This is a genomic window from Thalassospira sp. MCCC 1A01428 (genome assembly GCF_002115825.1).
Lineage (GTDB): Bacteria > Pseudomonadota > Alphaproteobacteria > Rhodospirillales > Thalassospiraceae > Thalassospira.
Genome location: NZ_JFJZ01000001.1, coordinates 97736 through 116953, shown reverse-complemented (window position 1 = coordinate 116953; position 19218 = coordinate 97736). Strand labels below are relative to the sequence as shown.

Sequence of the window (19218 nt, the reverse complement as noted above, 5' to 3'; positions counted from 1 at the left end):
CCCTTACGAAGGGTATGCCTTTTCGGGATGTTGGTATTCACGCGCGAAAATTAAAGGTTCAATCGAACAATTTATCAATATCGTCCTGACTAATCCCCTCGCCTTCCATTTGCGGACCATTCAAAAGATCGGCATCTTCGTGTTTGACCTCGTCTTCTTCCTCTTCGGACATTGGCAGGTCGGCAAAGGCATCCTCGCCCCAGATCAGAATCATGTTGTGAACGCGTTTTTCAACAAATTCCAGGGTGTTAACCACCTTGTTGATGCGCTGGCCGGTAATATCCTGAAAATTACAGGATTCAAAAATCTTGGTAACGATAAAGGCAATCTGTTCCACATGATCGGCGACAAAATCGCTGGTGGCAGAATTTTTTAATGTCATCGCCAGATCGTCGATCTGTTCGGCCGATTCGAGAATGGTGTGGGTCGCCATCTCGGTATCCTTGACGATAGCATCAAGTTCGCTGGCCGCTGTTACCAGCCGGTCATCCGGGGCTTTGGGGTGGCGCAGGGCGGCAATCTGGATTTTCGCCCTGTGAATATGTTCGTTCATTTCCTGAATCTGGCCACGGATCAGTTCCAGGTCGTCGCGGTCAGGTTCGCTGGCCCCTGGCCGATTGGAATGCGACGGGCGGCTTGAAACCGGCTCGGGCAAGATATCTAGCGGTTCGTCATTGGCCGCAACAGATTGCGGCGTAGTTTCGCCGCCTGCATCATCAGCCGCGGCAGTGGCAGCAACAGACGCGCCCTGGGCAATTGCATTGCGCAGCTGGGCCATTTCAGCCCGCATGGCGCGAATTTCATCCAGGATCAGCTGATTATCGCTACCAGCGGCCGCAGATGGTGCTGGTGAAACAGATGGCGAAGGTGCCGGCAGTTCACCGGCCCCCATGCCGGTTTCAAGTGTCGGATCAAAAAAGGAATCCGACCAGTCTTCGACCACAGCTCCCTGACGTTCTCGCAAACGTCGTTCAGCTGTAAAAATCTTCTGCACGGGACGCGTCATAACAGTCTCTTACCTCCGCCACGGGCTATATGCCCTGGTCTCCCAATCACGCATTTCCAGCCCCGCTTTCCCAAAACAGCGCGGCGATCGCAAATGCATTCAGATTATAAGGGGCCAGATTGCGACGAGTCCAACGGCTTTCAAGATCAAGCCCTTGAAAAAGAACACCCCGGCCATAGGACCGGGGTGCAAAAAATCGCAGCGCAGCATTGCAGATCAAGCGTTTGCCGGGCTCCAGCGCAATACTGGCTTACGTGCAGCGGCTGTTTCATCCAGTCGCCGACGCGGGGTTAAATAGGGTGCATTTTTGAAGAATTCCGAATCTCCGGCCTCTGCCTTGGCAACCAACGACAAAACTGCATCGCAGAACTGGTCAATCGATTCTTTGGTTTCGGTCTCGGTCGGTTCGATCAAAAGCGCCCCGTGAACGACCAGCGGGAAATACATGGTCATCGGGTGGAAGCCTTCATCAATGATCGCCTTGGCAAGATCCAGCGTCGAAACACCGGTGCCTTTGAGGAAATCATCATCAAACAGGGCTTCGTGCATGCAATAGCCGGGATAAGCGACGCTGAGTTTGGTTTTAAGGCGTGCCAGCAAATAGTTGGCATTCAAAACCGCATCGCCCGACGCCTGACGCAACCCGTCGGCCCCGTGGCTTTTCATATAGGACAATGCGCGCACGAACATCCCCATCTGGCCATGAAAACCCTTCAGGCGGCCAAACGGTTTTTTGCCGTCCTGTTCATCGGCGGTTTCCACCAGATGAAAGCCGTTTTCGGTTTTAACCACATAGGGGATCGGTGCGAACGGTGCCAATGCCTCGGAAAACACAACCGGCCCGGAACCCGGACCACCGCCGCCATGCGGGGTGGAAAAGGTTTTGTGCAGGTTGATATGCATGGCATCAACGCCCAGATCCGCCGGGCGCACCCGACCGACAATGGCGTTAAAGTTCGCGCCATCGCAGTAGAAATACCCCCCTGCGGCATGGACCAGATCGGCGATTTTGCGCACATCACGTTCGAACAACCCGCAGGTATTGGGGTTGGTCAGCATGATGCCAGCCACATCGTCGCCCAGCTTGGCTTCAAATGCCGCCAGATCAACCCGTCCGTCGGCAGTGGCGGGGATCGAATCCACCGTAAAGCCACAGGCAGCCGCCGTTGCCGGGTTGGTGCCATGGGCCGATTCGGGCACCAGCACCCGACGGCGGTTTTCACCGCGCGCATCCAGGGCGGCACGAATCGCCATCATGCCGCACAACTCGCCCTGCGCACCCGACGCGGGCGACATGGCAACAGCGGGCATCCCGGTTAGAACCAGCAACCAGTGCGCGCACTGATCCATCAGTTCTAACGCCCCCTGAACGGTGCTTTCGGGCTGCATCGGGTGCAAATCGGCAATGCCGGGCAACCGGGCAACCTTTTCGTTCAGGCGCGGGTTATGTTTCATGGTGCAGGACCCCAGCGGGAAGAAACCGGAATCAATACCGAAATTCTTCTGGCTCAGGCGGGTAAAGTGACGCACCACTTGCGGTTCGGACAGGCCGGGAAGGCCGATTTCGCTGTTTTCATCACGGGCGAGGCCGCCAAGGCGGCTTTTAACCGGTGCCGGGTCAGGCAGGTCAACCCCGGAACGTCCAGCTTCACCCTGTTCAAAAATCAGCTTTTCTTCAAGGACAAGGCCACGATTGCCGGTATGGGTCTGAAACGTCATGCCAGCACCTCCTTAAGGGCCGCCGCAAGGGCTGCGATGTCTTCGTCGGTATTGGTTTCGGTCGCTGCGACCAACATGAACGCGCCCAGATCATCGCGATTGGGATACAGACGCGACAACGGAACCCCGCCCATGATGCCACGGGCAACAAGGGCTTCGACCACCTCAGCTGCCGGTTTGCTCAGCTTGACGGTAAATTCGTTAAAGAAGCTGTCATTAACAACTTCAACACCAGCAACACCCTCAAGCGCGTCGGCGGTTTTAACCGCGCGTTCGTGGTTAATGGCAGCCAGCTTGCGATAGCCGTCTTCACCCAGCAAGCTCATATGCACCGTAAAGGCCAGCGAACACAGGCCCGAATTGGTACAAATGTTCGAGGTCGCCTTTTCCCGGCGAATATGCTGTTCGCGGGTCGAAAGGGTCAGCACGAAACCGCGCTTGCCATCCTGATCGACGGTTTCACCGCACAGGCGGCCCGGCATTTGGCGGACAAGTTTACTGGTGGTGGCAAACAAACCCACATATGGCCCGCCATAGCCCAGTGCATTACCAATCGACTGGCCTTCGCCGCAAACAATGTCGGCCCCAAAACTGCCCGGCGATTTGATCGCGCCAAAGGCAACGGCCTCGGTAAACACGACGACCAAAAGCGCACCCTTGGCGTGGCAGGCTTCGGCCAGTTTGGTGTGGTCATCAAGACGCCCGAAAACATCCGGGTACTGCACCACAACACAGGCGGTCTGATCGTCGATCAGATCGTCAAGTTCATCGGCAGTTGCCTGATGTTCCGGGTGGCCATCGCGACCGGCAACCTGGGTATCGCTATATTGGCAATAGGTTTCGGTCACTTCGCGGTAATGCGGATGCAAACCACCCGACAAAACCGCCTTTTTACGCCGGGTGGCGCGGCAAGCCATCAGCACCGCTTCGGCACAGGACGTTGCCCCGTCCCACATCGACGCATTGGCAACATCCATATTGGTGATGGAGGCGACCTGGGTTTGAAATTCAAACAGGTACTGCAAGGTGCCCTGGGCGATTTCGGGCTGATACGGGGTATAGGCCGTCAAGAACTCGCCGCGCTGAATGATATAATCCACCGTGGCAGGAACATGGTGCCGATAGGCCCCGGCACCCAGAAAACTGGGGGCCGATGCCGTACCCATGTTTTTTGCTGCCAGTTTGGCCATATCGCGTTCGACCTGCATTTCACCCAGATGGTGCGGCAGATCAACCGGTTCTTTAAGCAACGCACCTTCTGGTACATCGCAATACAGGTCATCGACCGAGCCGGCACCGATGGTTTCAAGCATCGAGGCCCGGTCTGCCTGGGTCAGCGGAAGATAGCGCATCAGTCCTCCAGACCTTCGACAAATGCCTTGTAACCGGCTTCGTCCATCAGATCGTCAAGCTGGGAGGCATCGGTGATCTTGATTTTAAAGAACCAGCCGTCATTTTCCGGCGATTCGTTAACCAAAGCCGGGTTGGCATCCAGCTCTTCGTTGGCTTCAACAATTTCGCCGTCAACCGGGGCATAAACGTCGCTGGCGGCCTTGACCGATTCAACAACAGCCGCATCGCCGTCCTTGGCCAGCTTTTTGCCAACTTCAGGCAGTTCAACATAAACGATATCGCCAAGGGCCTGCTGGGCATGGTCGGTAATGCCGACAGTTGCCACATCGCCGTCGATTTCAAGCCATTCATGTTCTTTGGAGAATTTTTTAGCCATTTTGATTTGTCCCTGCAAATTAGGTTGTCTGCTTAATTTTTGCTGCGTTTTAAACGCGATACGGCGCAATCAGCCGCGGAAATAACGATGCGGCGCAAAGGGTAACCCAACAATTTCCGCCGGGCGGGCCTTGCCACGAACCATCAGGTCCACCTTGGTGCCCGGCTCGGCAAATTCAATTGCGACATAGCCCATGGCAATCGGCGCATCGACGGTGGGGCCAAAGCCGCCACTGGTGATTTCGCCAATATCGTATCCATCCTTGTTAAGCACCATCGTATGTTCACGGGCGGGTGCCTTGCCTTCGGGTTTAATCCCGACGCGTTTACGGTCTGCCCCGTTGGCAAGCTGGTCGAGAATAATATCTGCGCCCAGAAAGCCACCTTCTTCGCGGCGACGCTTGTTGATAATCCAGTTCAAATCCCCTTCGACCGGGGTGGTCGTGGTATCGATATCGTTGCCATACAGGCACAGGCCGGCTTCCAGACGCAGCGAATCGCGTGCGCCAAGGCCAATGGCCTCGACCTCGTCTTCAGCCAGCAACAGACGGGCCAGCTTTTCGGCATCGGTATCAGGCACGGAAATTTCAAAGCCATCCTCGCCGGTATAACCCGAACGGGTGACAAAACAGGGAATACCGGCAATATCGATTTCAACAAAGGACATGAATTTAAGGCTGGCAACATCCGGGGCAAAACGCGCCAGAACGTTGGCGGCTTCCGGTCCCTGCAAGGCCATCAGGGCGCGGTCGCTCAGTTCCTGCAATTCCACGCCGTTATCAAGATTGGCGCGCATATGTACAATGTCGTCATCCTTGCAGGCAGCATTGATAACCAGAAACAGGCTATCGCCCGCATTGGTAATCATAAGGTCGTCAAGGATGGTGCCGTCATCATTGGTAAAGGCGGAATAACGGGTTCGGCCCGGTTTCAAAACGGCAATGTCGCCCGGCACCAGTTTTTCCAGTTCGGCAACGCGGTTTTCGCCCACCAGACGAACCTGGCCCATATGCGATACGTCAAACAACCCGGCCTTGGCACGGGTATGAAGATGTTCGCCCTTAACCCCTAACGGATATTGCACCGGCATGGCATAGCCTGCGAACGGCACCAGTTTGGCACCCAGTTCAACATGCAAATCATAAAGGGCTGTTTTATATAGATTTTCGGCTTGTTGGTCCGCCATCAGGCTCTCCGTGACAGTCATTGCGAAACATAGCCGACCACTGGCCAACCACATCCCCCTCTGTCTTGGAGCCTGAAAGAATCACCTTTTCCGGGGCAGGATTTGCACCGGATCGGGCTTACATCTTCGGCGAGGCGCACATGAAACACCCATGTCGCCTGCTTTCCAGAGTCCCATCTCCCCGCGGTCCATTATGCCTGAGAGTTTCCGGGGTGGTTGCTCCTTCGGCGTCCGCGTATCACTGTGAAACGATCGCGGAACTCTCCCACGGGGATCACTTGGGTATGGGCCCTTATACGGATAACAGTACGATTGCACCAGTCAAAACATTAGAAATGCGTCACCGGTCATCACAATTCACACACGTGCTGTCAGCCCTCAACCGCCGGTTACCTGGCGAAGCGGCGATTATAATCCAGCTGTTCATGGCTCAGCTGAAAACCCATGTAAATTTCATAATCCGGACCATAATTTACATCGGCCAGCGGCACATGCAGCGATACCTGTTCGTCGGTGTAACGCACACGATTGGCATCTTTGGGGAAGGTCAGATCAACATCGAAAACCGATTTCTGAACAAACTCCCCACCCGGATTTTTAAGGGCAACAAAATATTGTAAATGCTGCGAACGATCCGATGCGGCAGGCCCCATCCGGGCGGAAAATTCCGGGCTGATCAGAATATCAAGTTTCTTGTCTTCCAGATCATAGCTGCATTCGCCCTTATAACCTTCAAACCCGGCCTCAAAAATCACGTCGGTCAGATCGCGGCCTTTATCCTTGAACTGGGTCAGCTGGGCGGTATCCGTGGGCAGGAAGGTGCGCGGGCACGACGGAACAGGCGTTTCCCCGAACGGATCAGTGCCGCACGCAGCAAGGCCCGCAGCCATCAAAACCACACCAAGCGCACTTGCGCGCCGCAGATTGCATGCAATCGTCATCAAAGCCTCATTGATCAGACACGCCGAAGTGACCCGGCACCGGTTGTTGCGCGCAGTCTATGCTGTTGATCTGCCCGGCACAACCCGTTGCAGTGCACATTATGCAATGCACACCGGCCCGCCGCCCCGGGCAGATGGTAAAAACCTGACAAAGCCTGTGTAAAAAGCACAAACAGGTACCATAAACCGCGTCTTTGACGGCAATATATCAACGCGCCATCATTGCACCTTTGTCGCAGGCGCGTTATGTAACCGGAAATACCTGTTAACGTGATACCGGCACAAACCGGTATCCTTGCATTTTCGAGGCGGTGCCGATGCCCGACAAAGCGAACCTTCACATTCTGCTGGCCAACCCGCGCGGTTTTTGCGCCGGGGTGGACCGTGCCATTGAAATCGTTGAAAAGGCGCTGGTCAAATACGGTGCCCCGGTTTATGTGCGCCACGAAATTGTTCATAACAGATTTGTCGTGGATCGCCTGCGCGATATGGGCGCAGTATTTGTTGATGAACTTGATGCCGTGCCCGATGGTGTGCCGGTCATTTTTTCGGCCCATGGCGTGCCCAAATCGGTGCCGGAAAATGCCGATCAACGTGCCCTTCATTACCTCGATGCCACCTGCCCGCTGGTTTCCAAGGTTCACCGCGAGGCCGAACGCCACTTTGCCGAAGGCAAGCATATTTTGCTGATCGGCCATGCCGGGCACCCCGAGGTGGTAGGCACCATGGGCCAACTGCCCGAAGGCAGCATGACCCTGATTGAAACCGAAAACGATGCCCGAAATGTGCATGTTGCCGACCCGGAAAACATTGCCTTTGTCACCCAGACCACCCTGTCGCTGGATGACACAGCAAAAATGATCGCCATTTTGCAGGACCGTTTCCCGACCATTTCGGTGCCGAAAAAAGAAGATATCTGTTACGCCACCACCAACCGTCAGCACGCGGTAAAAATGATTGCCGAACGCGCAGATGCGATTTTGGTACTGGGGGCACCCAATTCGTCGAACTCCAACCGGCTGGTAGAAGTTGCCCGGCGCGAAGGCTGTGCCGTATCGGTTCTGGTTGAACGGGCGCACGATATTGATTGGGACAAACTGGAAAATATCAAAACCCTGGGCATTACCGCCGGCGCATCCGCCCCGGAAGTGCTGGTCGAGGAAGTGATTGATGCCTGCCGCGAACGTTATGAAGTCAGTGTTGAAACCATCACCCTGACCGACGAAAACGTCACCTTCAAACTTCCCCGCGAACTCGCAAGCTAAGGAAACGCCTGCCAATGGCCGTCTATACCGATGTGTCCGATGAAGATATCGCCCGTTTTGTGGCCGAATATGACATCGGCAAAGTCGTTTCGTTCAAAGGCATTGCCGAGGGCGTTGAAAACACCAATTTCCTGCTTCATACCGATCAGGCCCCGTTTATTTTAACCCTGTATGAAAAACGGGTTAACCCCGATGATCTGCCGTTTTTTCTGGGGCTGATGGACCATTTATCGTCCAAGGGGTTGAATTGCCCTACCCCGATCCATGGCACGGACGGGGTTGCCCTGCGCCGCCTGTGTGGCAGACCTGCTGCCATTACATCGTTTTTAAACGGTATGTCGGCACGCCGGGTGTTGCCCCATCACTGTGCCGGGCTGGGCGATGCGCTGGCAAAACTGCACCTTGCCGGGCAGGATTTTGACAATTACCGCCCCAATGCCCTGTCGGTAAAGGCGTGGCGCCCGCTATTTGGCAGTTGTGGTGCTGATGGTGCCGACGACGTAATGCCGGGCCTTTCCGAGCTGATCAGCAAGGAACTCGACTATCTTGAAGCCAACTGGCCTGCCAAACTGCCGGCCGGGGTTATTCATGCCGACCTGTTTACCGATAACGTGTTTTTCTTTTCCGGTCAGGGCGAGGTATCGGGACTGATTGATTTTTACTTCGCCTGCAACGATGTGCTGGCTTATGACGTGGCAATTTGCCTGAATGCCTGGTGTTTTGAACCCGACAACAGCTTTAATGTCACCAAGGCGCAAAACCTGTTGGCAAGTTACAACCGTACCCGCCCGCTTTCCGACGCCGAAATTGCCGCCCTGCCGGTTCTGGCGCGCGGATCGGCATTACGGTTTTTGCTTACCCGGTTATATGACTGGATCAACACACCGGCCGGGGCACTTGTGACCCCGAAAAACCCCCGCGAATATATAAACAAGCTGCGCTTTCATCAAAAGGTGGTCTCGGCCAGCGATTATGGCCTGGGAGACCGATAAAACCATGACGAAAGACGAAAAAGATACCGTCACCATTTTCACCGATGGTGCCTGCAGCGGTAACCCCGGTCCCGGTGGCTGGGGGGCGATTTTGCGGTTTCGCGGCGTGGAAAAGGAACTTTCAGGTGGCGACCCGGCCACCACCAATAACCGCATGGAAATGATGGCGGCCATTTCGGCGCTGGAAGCCATCAAACGCCCGTGTATCGTCGATATTTATACCGACAGTTCCTATGTGCGCGATGGCATTACCAAATGGGTCTTTGGCTGGCAAAAACGCGGCTGGAAAACGGCCGATAAAAAACCGGTTAAAAATGTGGAGTTGTGGCAGCGCCTGCTTGAAGCGGCCCGCCCGCACACGGTTGAATGGCACTGGGTCAAGGGGCATGCTGGCCACCCGGAAAATGAACGGTGCGATGAACTGGCCCGAATGGCCGTTCCCCGTTAAAGCCGCCACGAAATTTATTTGCGAAAATCAATTGTGAAAATCCGGCCGATTTCAACTATTTAAAATCGCACTTGGCATTTTTTTTGTTCGTATGATCAAATTATATGTCTAAAATCAATCTTGTGCTTCGCCGTATCGCCAGTATGCGATACAAGTTAAGTACGGGGATGAGTATAGGATACACATCCAGATGGGGGACAAAAACTGACCGAAAGATCAGGTCAGTCAGGAGGATGAATTGCCGCACGGGTCTCACGGCTTTTTGCAGCGAAAATCGCTTAGCAGCCGGCTGCTGTTTATTGCTCTGCCGCTGGTGGCCCTGTGTTGTCTTATCCTGTTCGTTATCTTTGGTTATGCCAGCTATATTGTGCTGCGTGACGATTTGAACGAAAAAATCGAACAAACCGCCGATATCAATGCCCGCGTTCTGGCGACACCCTTCTGGTATCTTGATGTTGATAACATCGAATCGGCGCTGAACGCCATGAGCCGCGACCGCGATATTGTTGCCGTGCGTGCCCTTGGCGCGGATGGCACCGAATTTGCCCGCACCGGGGCATCGCAGGGCGACCTTAACGATACATTACGTCTGTCGCGCCGGGTTTATTTTGAACGGAACAATGTCCGCCACGATGTGGGCGAGCTGGTTATTTACTTTACCGAAGAGCGCGTACGCGAACTTTTGTGGCGCCGAATTCTGATCGATCTGATCCTGTTTGGCCTGCTGATTGCCGTGGTGACCGCCAGCCTGCTGATCGCCAATCGCCGTTCGATCAAGGAACCCCTTTCACGGCTTTTGCATTCCATCCGCATGACCAAACATGGCCGCCTGCGGCGCCCGGTGGAATGGAACAGTGTTGATGAACTGGGCCTGCTGATTCGCGAATATAACGAAATGGTGGCCCTGCAAGGCCAGGCCCAGGAAGAAGCCCAGCGCAAACAGGCCCTGCTAGAAGCAACCCTTCATAATATCGGCCAGGGAATTTGCCTGTTTGATCAGGATTTGAACCTGATGGTGTGGAACGAACGCTATATCGAGCTTTTGAACCTGCCGCGCGATCTGGTGAAGGAAGGAACGCCCCTTTCCGATATTTTACGCTTTAACGGCGAACGCGGGGAATATGGCGAGGTCAGCATTCCCGCCCTGATTTCCGACCGGGTGGCGATTGCCCGGCGCCGCGAACCTTACCGCATGGAACGCACCCGCCCCAATGGCCGGGTTGTGCAGGTGGACCATAACCCGATGCCTGGTGGCGGTTACGTTGCCACCTATACCGACATTACCGAACGCAAACAAACCGAAGCCCGAATGCGCCACCTTGCCGTGCATGACGTGCTGACCAGCCTGCCCAACCGCACCCTGTTTTTGGACCGGTTGCGTCAGGCCCTGCTTTCAGCCCGGCGGTTTCAGCGTGGTCTGACGGTACTGTTTGTTGACCTGGACCGGTTCAAGGATATCAACGACCATTTCGGCCACGATGTGGGCGATTTGATGATACAGGAAATGGGGCAACGCCTGTCGCGCATCATTCGCGATTCAGATACCGCCGCGCGTTTGGGCGGGGATGAATTTGCCATCATCCAGACCGACGTTCAAAATATCGAAGACACCATTGTGCTGGCACAGCGCATTATTGACGAATTGGCCCAACCGTTTGACTGCCGGGGCATTCGCCTGCATTCAACCGCGTCAGTCGGCATTACCCTGTTCCCCGAAGATGGCGACAACCCCGAACAGCTGGTTAAAAACGCCGATATGGCGATGTATGCCGCCAAGGCCGAAGGCCGCAATAATTACCGGTTCTTCCTGCCCTCCATGCATGAGCGGGTCAAGGAACGTAAAACCATCGAGGAAGACCTGCGCAACGCGCTGGATTACAACCAGTTGGAACTGTTTTACCAGCCCAAGGTCGATTGCCAGACCGAACAGGTGGTTGGGGCCGAAGCCCTTGTGCGCTGGAACCACCCCGAACGCGGCCTGATTTTGCCCGGCGAGTTTATTTCAGTCGCCGAGGAATGCGGATTGATCAATCGCCTGGGGGCTTGGGTGCTACGCGAAGCTTGCAAACAAACGCAAATCTGGCGCGAAAACGGCATGCCCGATTTACGCATGGCAGTTAACCTGTCACCGGCACAGTTTCAGGATGCTGAACTGGTGCGCACCGTCACCCAGACGCTGCAAACAACCAAGTTGCCCCAAGGCACGCTGGAACTGGAAATTACCGAATCGATCCTGATGAACAACCCGGAAAAAGCCGTTTCCACCCTGAAGGAACTGAAAAAGCTGGGCGTTGGCATTTCGATTGACGATTTTGGCACAGGCTATTCATCGCTGAATTACCTCAAACGGTTCCCGGTTACCTCGATCAAAATTGATCGGTCCTTTGTTAACGACATCAATGTGGACCCTGACGACAAAGCTATTGTCGATGCCGTCATCGGCCTTGGGCACAGCCTGCATCTTGATGTGGTTGCCGAAGGTGTGGAAGAAATCGAACAGCTGAAATATTTGCAAGCCAAAGGCTGCGATTTTATTCAGGGCTTTTTGTTTTCCAAACCCCTGCCCGTCCCCGTTTTTGAAAAATGGGTTACGGAACGGGCCGCAAAATACAAAGCCGGTATCATTGATACCCAACCGGTTAACGGCGACGACTGATAAAGATGGTGTTTTGATAAACCGGCCTGTGTAAGCAGGGATGACATGGCAGCATCGCACTGCTTATCAGGCGTAAGACAAGCCAACCAACTGCCAAGTGCGGGACAGTGGCTGCCACCATTTCAAACATCAGGTTCCGGGTATAAAACATTCATGACCCCCGCACGGGCCAGATGAGGGTCGCAGATGCGCCTGTTCACCACACCAATGATCGTTCAGGTTCCGGGAAAAATTTCCCCGATCAGGCGTTCAAGCCGCTGTCGACCGTGAATTCGGCACCGGTAACCGTGCGCGCCTCGTCACTTGCCAACCAGGAAACCAAACCTGCGGTATCTTCGGAACGACTAAATTGCTTAATCGCCATGAAGCTGCGCATCGCGTCGCCGTTTTCACCATGTTCCGGGTTCATGTCGGTGTTGGTCGGCCCCGGATGCAACAAATTGACAGTAATGCCCCGCGCGCCCAAATCACGGGCGACCCCGCGGGTGAAACCGATCAGTGCTGATTTGGTCATGGAATAAAGACTGATACCAGGAAATGGAACCTTGTGTGCAAGGCTGCTGCCGGTGGTGATGATGCGCCCGCCATCGGGCATATGTTTCAGGGCAGCCTGAACCGCGACAAACACCCCGCGGATATTGACGTCAACAATACGATCAAACGATTCAAGTGTTTCATCCTCGATAGAGCCGCCACTTAGTATGCCAGCATTGTTAACCAGTATATCAATCTTTCCGAACGTTTTTGCCACTTCCTCGATCGCGGCGCGTACCGCCTCCGGGTCACGGTTGTCGGCCTTAATCGCAAGGGCCTCGCCCCCGGCTGCCTTGATTTCGGTAACAACTTCGGCGGCCTTGTCAGCTGCATTACCATAAGTGATGGCAACCGCAGCCCCGTCACGAGCCAGGCGTTTTGCGATGGCGGCACCGATGCCCCGGCTGCCGCCGGTTACCAATGCCATTTTACCGTTGAGTTGGGTCATTTCTGGAAACTCCAATAATTTTGTAATGCTCACTACAAAAACAAATGCGCCCCTTGCAATCATTCGTCAAGCCATTTATTTATCGGTCATTACATAATTCATGAAATGCGAGGTTTTTCTCAATGGCCGAACGTGGACGCCCCCGGAACTTTGACCGGGATACTGCGCTGGAGCAGGCAATGGTGATTTTCTGGGCCAAAGGATATGAAAGCACGTCTATCTCGGATTTAACGACGGCAATGAATATGAAGCCACCAAGCCTGTATGCTGCCTTTGGTGACAAGCAATCGCTGTTTGAAGAAGTGGTGGAGCGTTACAATAGCCAATATGGCGCAAGACTTTGGGGCGATATGGAACGCTTTCACCACCCAAAGGACGCGACACAGCATGTTCTGACCACAACGGCATGCCTTTACACCCAAGATGACACGCCACATGGATGCATGGTGGTACTCGCCGCACCACAGGCGGTTTCAAACCATGCAAATATCAATCAGGCCCTGCGTGATCTGCGCCGTCTCACTATCGGCAACCTGAAGAAACTATATGCCAAAGCGCAACATGACGGCCTTATCCCGCCCGATGCAAATATCGATAATATGGCAAACTATTATACGACGGTGCAGTATGGCATGTCGATCCAGGCACGTGACGGTGCGACGCGCCATGAACTGATCGCCGTTGCTAACGCGGCAATGGCGACGTGGCCTAGCCTGATCAGCCCTTCACCGGTCGCATCCTGAAACCGCAATCCACCGCAATCAATAGATGCTGGTTTGGCCCGCGTCAGGCGCGCCTTCAACATTACGCGGGGCCGGATACTCAGATAATTTGCGATCCACCAGATCGACAATTTCAGAAATCACCCGGACCAGTTGGTAATCCTTGGGCGTATAAACCGCCGATACGCCCATCTGACGCAAAACAAGTATATCTGAATTGGGAATGATACCGCCAACAACAACAGGGATATGCCCCGCCCCATGCGCCCGTAAACCATTTACAACTTCACGAACCAGCGCCACATGCGAGCCAGACAGAATCGAAAGGCCGATCACATGGGCACCTTCGTCAATGGCGTTACGCACCAGTTTATCAGGCGTCCAGCGAATGCCGTCATAAAGGACTTCGATTCCGGCATCCCCCGCCTTGACCGCGATTTGTTCAGCCCCGTTGGAATGCCCATCCAGCCCCGGCTTTCCGACCAGCATTTTCATCCGCTCGCCAAGCTTTTCGGAAATTTCAGCCACACGACTGCGCAGTTTTTTGATGTTGTCCTCCTCGCCTGTCACAATCATGGATGTGACCCCGGTTGGTGCACGATATTCGCCAAAGACTTGACGGAGGGTTTCGGACCATTCCCCGGTCGTAACCCCGGCGTGGGCACATGCGATGGAACTTTCCATGATGTTGCGATTTTCGCGTGCGGCAGCTTCAAGACCGGCAAGGCTTTTGGCAATGGCGGCCTGATCACGGCCGGAACGCCATCCTTTCAGTTTTTCAATCTGCTCGTGTTCGACCATGTCATCGACCATCATGATCGACTGAATACCATCTGCGGTTAACGGCGAGGGTTCGGTTTCAACAAAAGCATTTACCCCAATAATGCGGGTTACATCGTTTTCAATATCGGACAAACGCTGTGCATTGGACTTCACCAGTTCGCCCTTCATATAGCCGCTATCCACCGCCGCAATCGCCCCGCCCATGGCATCTATTTTCGCCAGTTCGGCCAATGCGCCCTGTTTTAACGTTGCCACCTTGCGCTCTATCGCCGGGTTGCCATCAAACAGGTCTTCATATTCCAGAAGGTCGGTTTCATAGGCCATGATCTGTTGCAGGCGCAACGACCATTGCTGATCCCACGGGCGCGGCAACCCCAGCGCCTCGTTCCAGGCCGGAAGCTGCACGGCGCGCGCCCGGGCGTTTTTCGACAACACCACCGACAGCATTTCAATCAAAATCCGGTATACATTGTTTTCAGGTTGCTGTTCGGTCAGCCCCAGTGAATTCACCTGTACGCCATAACGAAACCGGCGGAATTTTTCATCGCTAATGCCATAACGGGTTTGGGTAATTTCATCCCATAGCTCGCAAAACGCCCGCATTTTGCAAATTTCAGTGACAAAACGAATACCGGCATTCACAAAAAACGAAATTCGCCCTACCACCTGGCCAAATTCGTCCTCTGGCACCTGGCCCGAGCTGCGCACGGCATCCAGCACGGCAATGGCGGTTGCCAGGGCAAAGGCCAGTTCCTGTTCCGGCGTCGCCCCGGCTTCCTGCAAGTGATAGGAACACACATTCATCGGGTTCCATTTGGGCACCTCGCGATAGGTAAAGGCCGCCACATCGGTGATCAGTTTCAAACTGGGGGCGGGCGGGAAAATATAAGTCCCGCGCGAAAGATATTCCTTGATGATGTCGTTTTGCGTCGTGCCCTGCAAATCGGCGCGCTTTACGCCCTGCTTTTCCGCCACCGCGATATACAACGCCAGCAACCATGCCGCCGGGGCGTTGATGGTCATGGATGTATTCATTTTATCCAGCGGGATACCCTCAAACAGGGTTTCCATATCGCCCAGATGCGATACCGGAACCCCCACCTTGCCGACCTCGCCGCGCGCCAGCACATGGTCGGAATCATATCCGGTCTGGGTGGGCAAATCGAACGCCACCGACAGGCCGGTTTGCCCCTTGGCCAGGTTTTGCCGATACAGCGCATTTGATGCCTGAGCCGAACTGTGCCCGGCATAGGTGCGAATCAGCCACGGCCGGTCGCGTTCCGGCGATGTTGCAGTGCGTGTGCGATCTGATGACATGGCGACCTCGCGTACATTTGTTGCTTAAACGCTTTCCGATTATTTCGTCAAAACGTTCTTAAATTACCCACTAGACAAGTTATGGGTAATTATATAACAATTTGTGCAACGCGATAAAAGCGAAATTACGCAATGCAGTGAAACCAAAGCGTTAGATGCCATTACCATCGGGGAATCGGAAAACTTACGCCTTCCCCAAGCCGACAAGTCGTTATTCCGTGCCGCACGCGGCCCGAAAAAGGAGTGAAGGCCATGAACACCGCCGCTGAGATTATTTCGTACCGGGGCGGACCGGACGTCAAAGACCTTTATGACATTGGCGAAATTCCGCCGCTGGGCCATGTGCCAAAACAGATGTATGCCTGGGCCATTCGCCGCGAACGGCATGGCGAACCCGATACCGCAATGCAATGCGAAGTGGTTGATGTTCCGGTTCTCGACTCGCACGAGGTTCTGGTGCTGGTGATGGCGGCCGGGGTCAATTACAACGGCGTGTGGGCGGCCCTTGGCAAACCGATTTCGGTATTTGATGTCCATAGCGAACCGTTCCACATTGCCGGTTCCGACGCGTCGGGCATTGTCTGGGCGGTGGGGTCCAAGGTCACCCGCTGGAAAGTGGGTGATGAAGTGGTCATTCACTGTAATCAGGATGATGGCGACGACGAGGAATGCAATGGCGGCGACCCGATGTTATCGCCGACCCAGCGCATTTGGGGTTATGAAACGCCCGATGGCTCCTTTGCCCAGTTTACCAATGTGCAATCGCAACAATTAATGCCACGCCCCAAACACCTGACATGGGAAGAAAGTGCGTGTTATACGCTGACACTGGCAACGGCCTATCGCATGTTGTTTGGGCATCGCCCGCATATTTTGCGGCCCGGCCATAACGTGCTGGTATGGGGGGCATCGGGTGGTTTGGGGTCAATGGCGATCCAGCTGATTACCACCGCCGGGGCCAATGCCATTGGCGTTATTTCCGATGAAAGCAAACGCGAATTTGTGCTGGGTCTGGGGGCCAAAGCCGTCATCAACCGCAAGGATTTTGATTGCTGGGGCCAGCTTCCCACCGTGAATGGCCCGGAATTTGGTGCCTACATGAAAGAAGTGCGCAAATTTGGCAAGGCGATCTGGGATATTACCGGCAAGGGCGTGGATGTCGACATTGTGTTTGAACATCCGGGCGAGCAAACCTTCCCCGTATCGTGCAATGTGGTCAAACGCGGCGGCATGGTGGTGTTTTGCGCCGGCACCACCGGCTTTAACCTGACATTCGATGCCCGTTTTGTCTGGATGCGGCAAAAACGCATTCAGGGCAGCCACTTTGCCAACCTCAAACAGGCGGCACAGGCCAACAAACTGGTGATCGAACGCCGGATCGACCCTAGCATGTCAGATGTATTTTCGTGGGAAGATATACCGCGTGCCCACATGAAAATGATGCGCAACGAACACAAGCCCGGCAACATGGCGGTGCTGGTTCAGGCCAAACGACCGGGTATGCGCACCCTTGAAGACGCAGTCGAAGGATAAATCCCACATGGCAGGCGATGATGGTTTGGTTCCCTCGACACGCATCCCTTGCCACTTTCGACTGTGACCGGCGCGATCCTGCCCGAACCTCGCCCGTTACGGGCAGGATCACGTCCCGGTTTTCATTTATAAATATCTTTGCGCCTTAAAGCGGGCGTCGCATCATATTGGCCCCGATAATACCGAAATACCGCCACTTGCACGACCAACGCCTTACCATGATGTGTGCCGCAAGGTGCCGCCTGACAGGATAAAGCCATGAATGCCATGACAGAAAACACCCTGATCGCCAACCTGACATCCCTGTGTGACGGTGCCCTTTCCGCCCTGAACCCGCTTTATGATGCCACGCGTGATGCCATCAGTGCCACCATTTGCCCGGATGGCAAACTTGATGCCGACCAAATGGAAAAACACCAGTTTTCCGCCCACGGCTTTGCCTGGTTTGCCACCTATGTTAACGCGCTGCGCCAAATGCGCGCATGGGCAGGCAGGCTGGAACAACAGGACAAATTCGGGCGGTTGGAACAACTGATTTTGCAGGCGGCCTTTGGCGAATATCTGGCCCAGATTTCAGGTGGCATTGCCATGTCGCAAGGTGAAATCATTCGCCTTGGCGCATTGGGCACGCCCCCCGAAGCCATTGCCGGATTTAACGCCGACATATCGGTGCAAACACTGATCGCGCAGGGCAATGTTGATGCCACACGCCGCGCCATTGCCGACGAAATCGGCGACAGCCTGGCAAGCGGCCAGTTTGGCAATGGCGGGCTGGAAGACGACACCCTTGATATGGTGCGCGACCAGTTTCGTCGCTTTGTTGAGGAAAAAGTCAGCCCGTATGCGCACGGTTGGCACGAACGCGATGAATTAATTCCGATTGAAATTATCAATGAAATGGCCGAACTGGGCGTGTTTGGCCTGACCATTCCCGAAGAGTTTGGTGGCCTTGGCATGGGTAAAACCGCCATGTGCGTGGTGACCGAGGAGCTTTCGCGCGGCTATATCGGAGTGGGGTCGCTCGGTACACGGTCCGAAATTGCCGCCGAACTGATCCGCCTTGGCGGCACCGATGCGCAAAAGAACCATTACCTGCCCAAGCTGGCATCGGGCGAAATTTTGCCCACTGCTGTGTTTACCGAACCCAATAACGGGTCTGATCTGGCAAATTTGCGCACCCGTGCGATAAAAGAGGGCGACTGTTACAGCGTTTCGGGCAACAAAACATGGATCACCCACGCCGCCCGATCCGATTTGATGACATTGATGACACGTACCAACCCCGATCAGGCCGGGTATCGCGGCCTGTCGATGTTGCTGGCCGAAAAACCACGTGGCACCGATGAAAACCCGTTTCCCGCCGAGGGCATGAGTGGCGGCGAGATCGAGGTTTTGGGCTATCGCGGCATGAAGGAATATGAGCTGGGCTTTGACGGTTTTCGTGTGCCAGCCGAAAACCTGTTGGGCGGGGTGGAAGGCCAGGGTTTTAAACAATTAATGGCAACGTTTGAATCCGCCCGCATCCAAACCGCAGCCCGTGCGGTTGGCGTGGCACAAAATGCGCTGGAAATTGGCATGCGCTATGCCCAGGAACGCATCCAGTTTGGCAAACCGCTTTATGCCTTTCCGCGTGTGTACGGCAAAATCGCCTGGATGGTGGTGGAAACCATGATTGCCCGCCAGCTGACCTATTTTTCCGCCATTGAAAAAGACCAGGACATTCGCTGCGACATCGAAGCGGGCATGGCAAAATTGCTCGGCGCCCGCGTGGCATGGTCAAATGCGGATAATGCCCTGCAAATTCATGGCGGTAATGGCTATGCCACCGAATACCAAATCAGCCGGGTTTTGTGTGACGCACGCATATTAAACATTTTTGAAGGGGCGGCCGAAATACAGGCACAGGTCGTAACCCGAGGGCTTTTGGGGCGCTAAAATTC

15 protein-coding genes and 2 riboswitches are annotated in these 19218 nt (G+C 54.7%); of the genes, 7 read left to right on the top strand and 8 right to left on the bottom strand.

The annotated features are described in order from the left end of the window. Nucleotides 1–58: 58 nt before the first annotated feature. From THS27_RS00535 to THS27_RS00510, 6 genes are all read right to left on the bottom strand, one after another. On the bottom strand, nucleotides 59–1006 hold the full coding sequence (locus THS27_RS00535; protein WP_085587061.1) for a protein phosphatase CheZ: 948 nt from the start codon (nucleotides 1004–1006) through the stop codon (nucleotides 59–61). Between the two features lie 216 nt (nucleotides 1007–1222). Continuing rightward, complete coding sequence (gcvPB, locus tag THS27_RS00530; protein ID WP_085587060.1) at nucleotides 1223–2725, bottom strand: aminomethyl-transferring glycine dehydrogenase subunit GcvPB; 1503 nt, start codon at nucleotides 2723–2725, stop codon at nucleotides 1223–1225. Beyond that, a complete protein-coding gene (gcvPA, locus tag THS27_RS00525) occupies nucleotides 2722–4077 on the bottom strand; it encodes an aminomethyl-transferring glycine dehydrogenase subunit GcvPA (protein WP_085587059.1) in 1356 nt (451 codons plus the stop codon). The genes gcvPB and gcvPA overlap by 4 nt, the downstream gene beginning before the upstream one ends. Continuing rightward, a complete protein-coding gene (gene gcvH, locus THS27_RS00520; RefSeq protein WP_085587058.1) occupies nucleotides 4077–4454 on the bottom strand; it encodes a glycine cleavage system protein GcvH in 378 nt (125 codons plus the stop codon). Before gcvH ends, gcvPA begins: the two co-directional genes overlap by 1 nt. Nucleotides 4455–4523: 69 nt before the next feature. Further along, nucleotides 4524–5639, bottom strand: coding sequence for a glycine cleavage system aminomethyltransferase GcvT (gene gcvT / locus THS27_RS00515; protein ID WP_085587057.1), 1116 nt, complete (start codon nucleotides 5637–5639; stop codon nucleotides 4524–4526). Between the two features lie 58 nt (nucleotides 5640–5697). Beyond that, nucleotides 5698–5810, bottom strand: a riboswitch (glycine riboswitch). Between the two features lie 3 nt (nucleotides 5811–5813). Next, nucleotides 5814–5917: riboswitch (glycine riboswitch) on the bottom strand. A gap of 111 nt (nucleotides 5918–6028) precedes the next feature. Continuing rightward, entirely contained in the window at nucleotides 6029–6580 is a 552-nt protein-coding gene (locus THS27_RS00510; protein ID WP_085587056.1) for a hypothetical protein, read from the bottom strand. A gap of 317 nt (nucleotides 6581–6897) precedes the next feature. On the opposite strand from THS27_RS00510, the gene ispH reads away from it, so the two are divergent. From ispH to THS27_RS00490, 4 genes are all read left to right on the top strand, one after another. Beyond that, the gene (gene ispH / locus THS27_RS00505) at nucleotides 6898–7845 is read left to right on the top strand and encodes a 4-hydroxy-3-methylbut-2-enyl diphosphate reductase (RefSeq protein ID WP_085587055.1); all 948 of its coding nucleotides are present in this window, start codon (nucleotides 6898–6900) and stop codon (nucleotides 7843–7845) included. 14 nt (nucleotides 7846–7859) lie between these two features. Beyond that, a complete protein-coding gene (locus THS27_RS00500) occupies nucleotides 7860–8837 on the top strand; it encodes a homoserine kinase (RefSeq protein ID WP_085587054.1) in 978 nt (325 codons plus the stop codon). 4 nt (nucleotides 8838–8841) lie between these two features. Continuing rightward, on the top strand, nucleotides 8842–9285 hold the full coding sequence (rnhA, locus tag THS27_RS00495; RefSeq protein ID WP_085587249.1) for a ribonuclease HI: 444 nt from the start codon (nucleotides 8842–8844) through the stop codon (nucleotides 9283–9285). Nucleotides 9286–9523: 238 nt separating this feature from the next. Further along, complete coding sequence (locus tag THS27_RS00490; protein WP_246832780.1) at nucleotides 9524–11941, top strand: bifunctional diguanylate cyclase/phosphodiesterase; 2418 nt, start codon at nucleotides 9524–9526, stop codon at nucleotides 11939–11941. 241 nt (nucleotides 11942–12182) lie between these two features. On the opposite strand, the gene THS27_RS00485 is transcribed toward THS27_RS00490, so the two are convergent. Continuing rightward, nucleotides 12183–12923 carry a 3-oxoacyl-ACP reductase family protein gene (locus THS27_RS00485; RefSeq protein ID WP_085587247.1) on the bottom strand — a complete coding sequence of 247 codons (741 nt, stop codon included), beginning with the start codon at nucleotides 12921–12923 and terminating at the stop codon, nucleotides 12183–12185. 122 nt (nucleotides 12924–13045) lie between these two features. On the opposite strand from THS27_RS00485, the gene THS27_RS00480 reads away from it, so the two are divergent. Beyond that, nucleotides 13046–13666 carry a TetR/AcrR family transcriptional regulator gene (locus THS27_RS00480; RefSeq protein ID WP_085587053.1) on the top strand — a complete coding sequence of 207 codons (621 nt, stop codon included), beginning with the start codon at nucleotides 13046–13048 and terminating at the stop codon, nucleotides 13664–13666. Nucleotides 13667–13684: 18 nt separating this feature from the next. On the opposite strand, the gene THS27_RS00475 is transcribed toward THS27_RS00480, so the two are convergent. Further along, on the bottom strand, nucleotides 13685–15745 hold the full coding sequence (locus THS27_RS00475; protein WP_085587052.1) for a protein meaA: 2061 nt from the start codon (nucleotides 15743–15745) through the stop codon (nucleotides 13685–13687). 252 nt (nucleotides 15746–15997) lie between these two features. Between THS27_RS00475 and ccrA the strand changes: the two genes are divergently transcribed. Then, entirely contained in the window at nucleotides 15998–17278 is a 1281-nt protein-coding gene (ccrA, locus tag THS27_RS00470) for a crotonyl-CoA carboxylase/reductase (RefSeq protein ID WP_085587051.1), read from the top strand. 258 nt (nucleotides 17279–17536) lie between these two features. Continuing rightward, the gene (locus THS27_RS00465) at nucleotides 17537–19213 is read left to right on the top strand and encodes an acyl-CoA dehydrogenase family protein (RefSeq protein WP_371454847.1); all 1677 of its coding nucleotides are present in this window, start codon (nucleotides 17537–17539) and stop codon (nucleotides 19211–19213) included. Nucleotides 19214–19218: the final 5 nt, after the last annotated feature.

Coding starts and splice junctions, on each gene's coding strand:
- THS27_RS00510 (WP_085587056.1), bottom strand. CDS start 6,580: ATGACGATTGCATGCAATCTGCGGCGCGCAAGTGCGCTTGGTGTGGTT.
- THS27_RS00535 (WP_085587061.1), bottom strand. CDS start 1,006: ATGACGCGTCCCGTGCAGAAGATTTTTACAGCTGAACGACGTTTGCGA.
- THS27_RS00480 (WP_085587053.1), top strand. CDS start 13,046: ATGGCCGAACGTGGACGCCCCCGGAACTTTGACCGGGATACTGCGCTG.
- gcvH (WP_085587058.1), bottom strand. CDS start 4,454: ATGGCTAAAAAATTCTCCAAAGAACATGAATGGCTTGAAATCGACGGC.
- THS27_RS00465 (WP_371454847.1), top strand. CDS start 17,537: ATGAATGCCATGACAGAAAACACCCTGATCGCCAACCTGACATCCCTG.
- gcvT (WP_085587057.1), bottom strand. CDS start 5,639: ATGGCGGACCAACAAGCCGAAAATCTATATAAAACAGCCCTTTATGAT.
- ispH (WP_085587055.1), top strand. CDS start 6,898: ATGCCCGACAAAGCGAACCTTCACATTCTGCTGGCCAACCCGCGCGGT.
- THS27_RS00475 (WP_085587052.1), bottom strand. CDS start 15,745: ATGTCATCAGATCGCACACGCACTGCAACATCGCCGGAACGCGACCGG.
- gcvPB (WP_085587060.1), bottom strand. CDS start 2,725: ATGACGTTTCAGACCCATACCGGCAATCGTGGCCTTGTCCTTGAAGAA.
- gcvPA (WP_085587059.1), bottom strand. CDS start 4,077: ATGCGCTATCTTCCGCTGACCCAGGCAGACCGGGCCTCGATGCTTGAA.
- THS27_RS00485 (WP_085587247.1), bottom strand. CDS start 12,923: ATGACCCAACTCAACGGTAAAATGGCATTGGTAACCGGCGGCAGCCGG.
- rnhA (WP_085587249.1), top strand. CDS start 8,842: ATGACGAAAGACGAAAAAGATACCGTCACCATTTTCACCGATGGTGCC.
- ccrA (WP_085587051.1), top strand. CDS start 15,998: ATGAACACCGCCGCTGAGATTATTTCGTACCGGGGCGGACCGGACGTC.
- THS27_RS00500 (WP_085587054.1), top strand. CDS start 7,860: ATGGCCGTCTATACCGATGTGTCCGATGAAGATATCGCCCGTTTTGTG.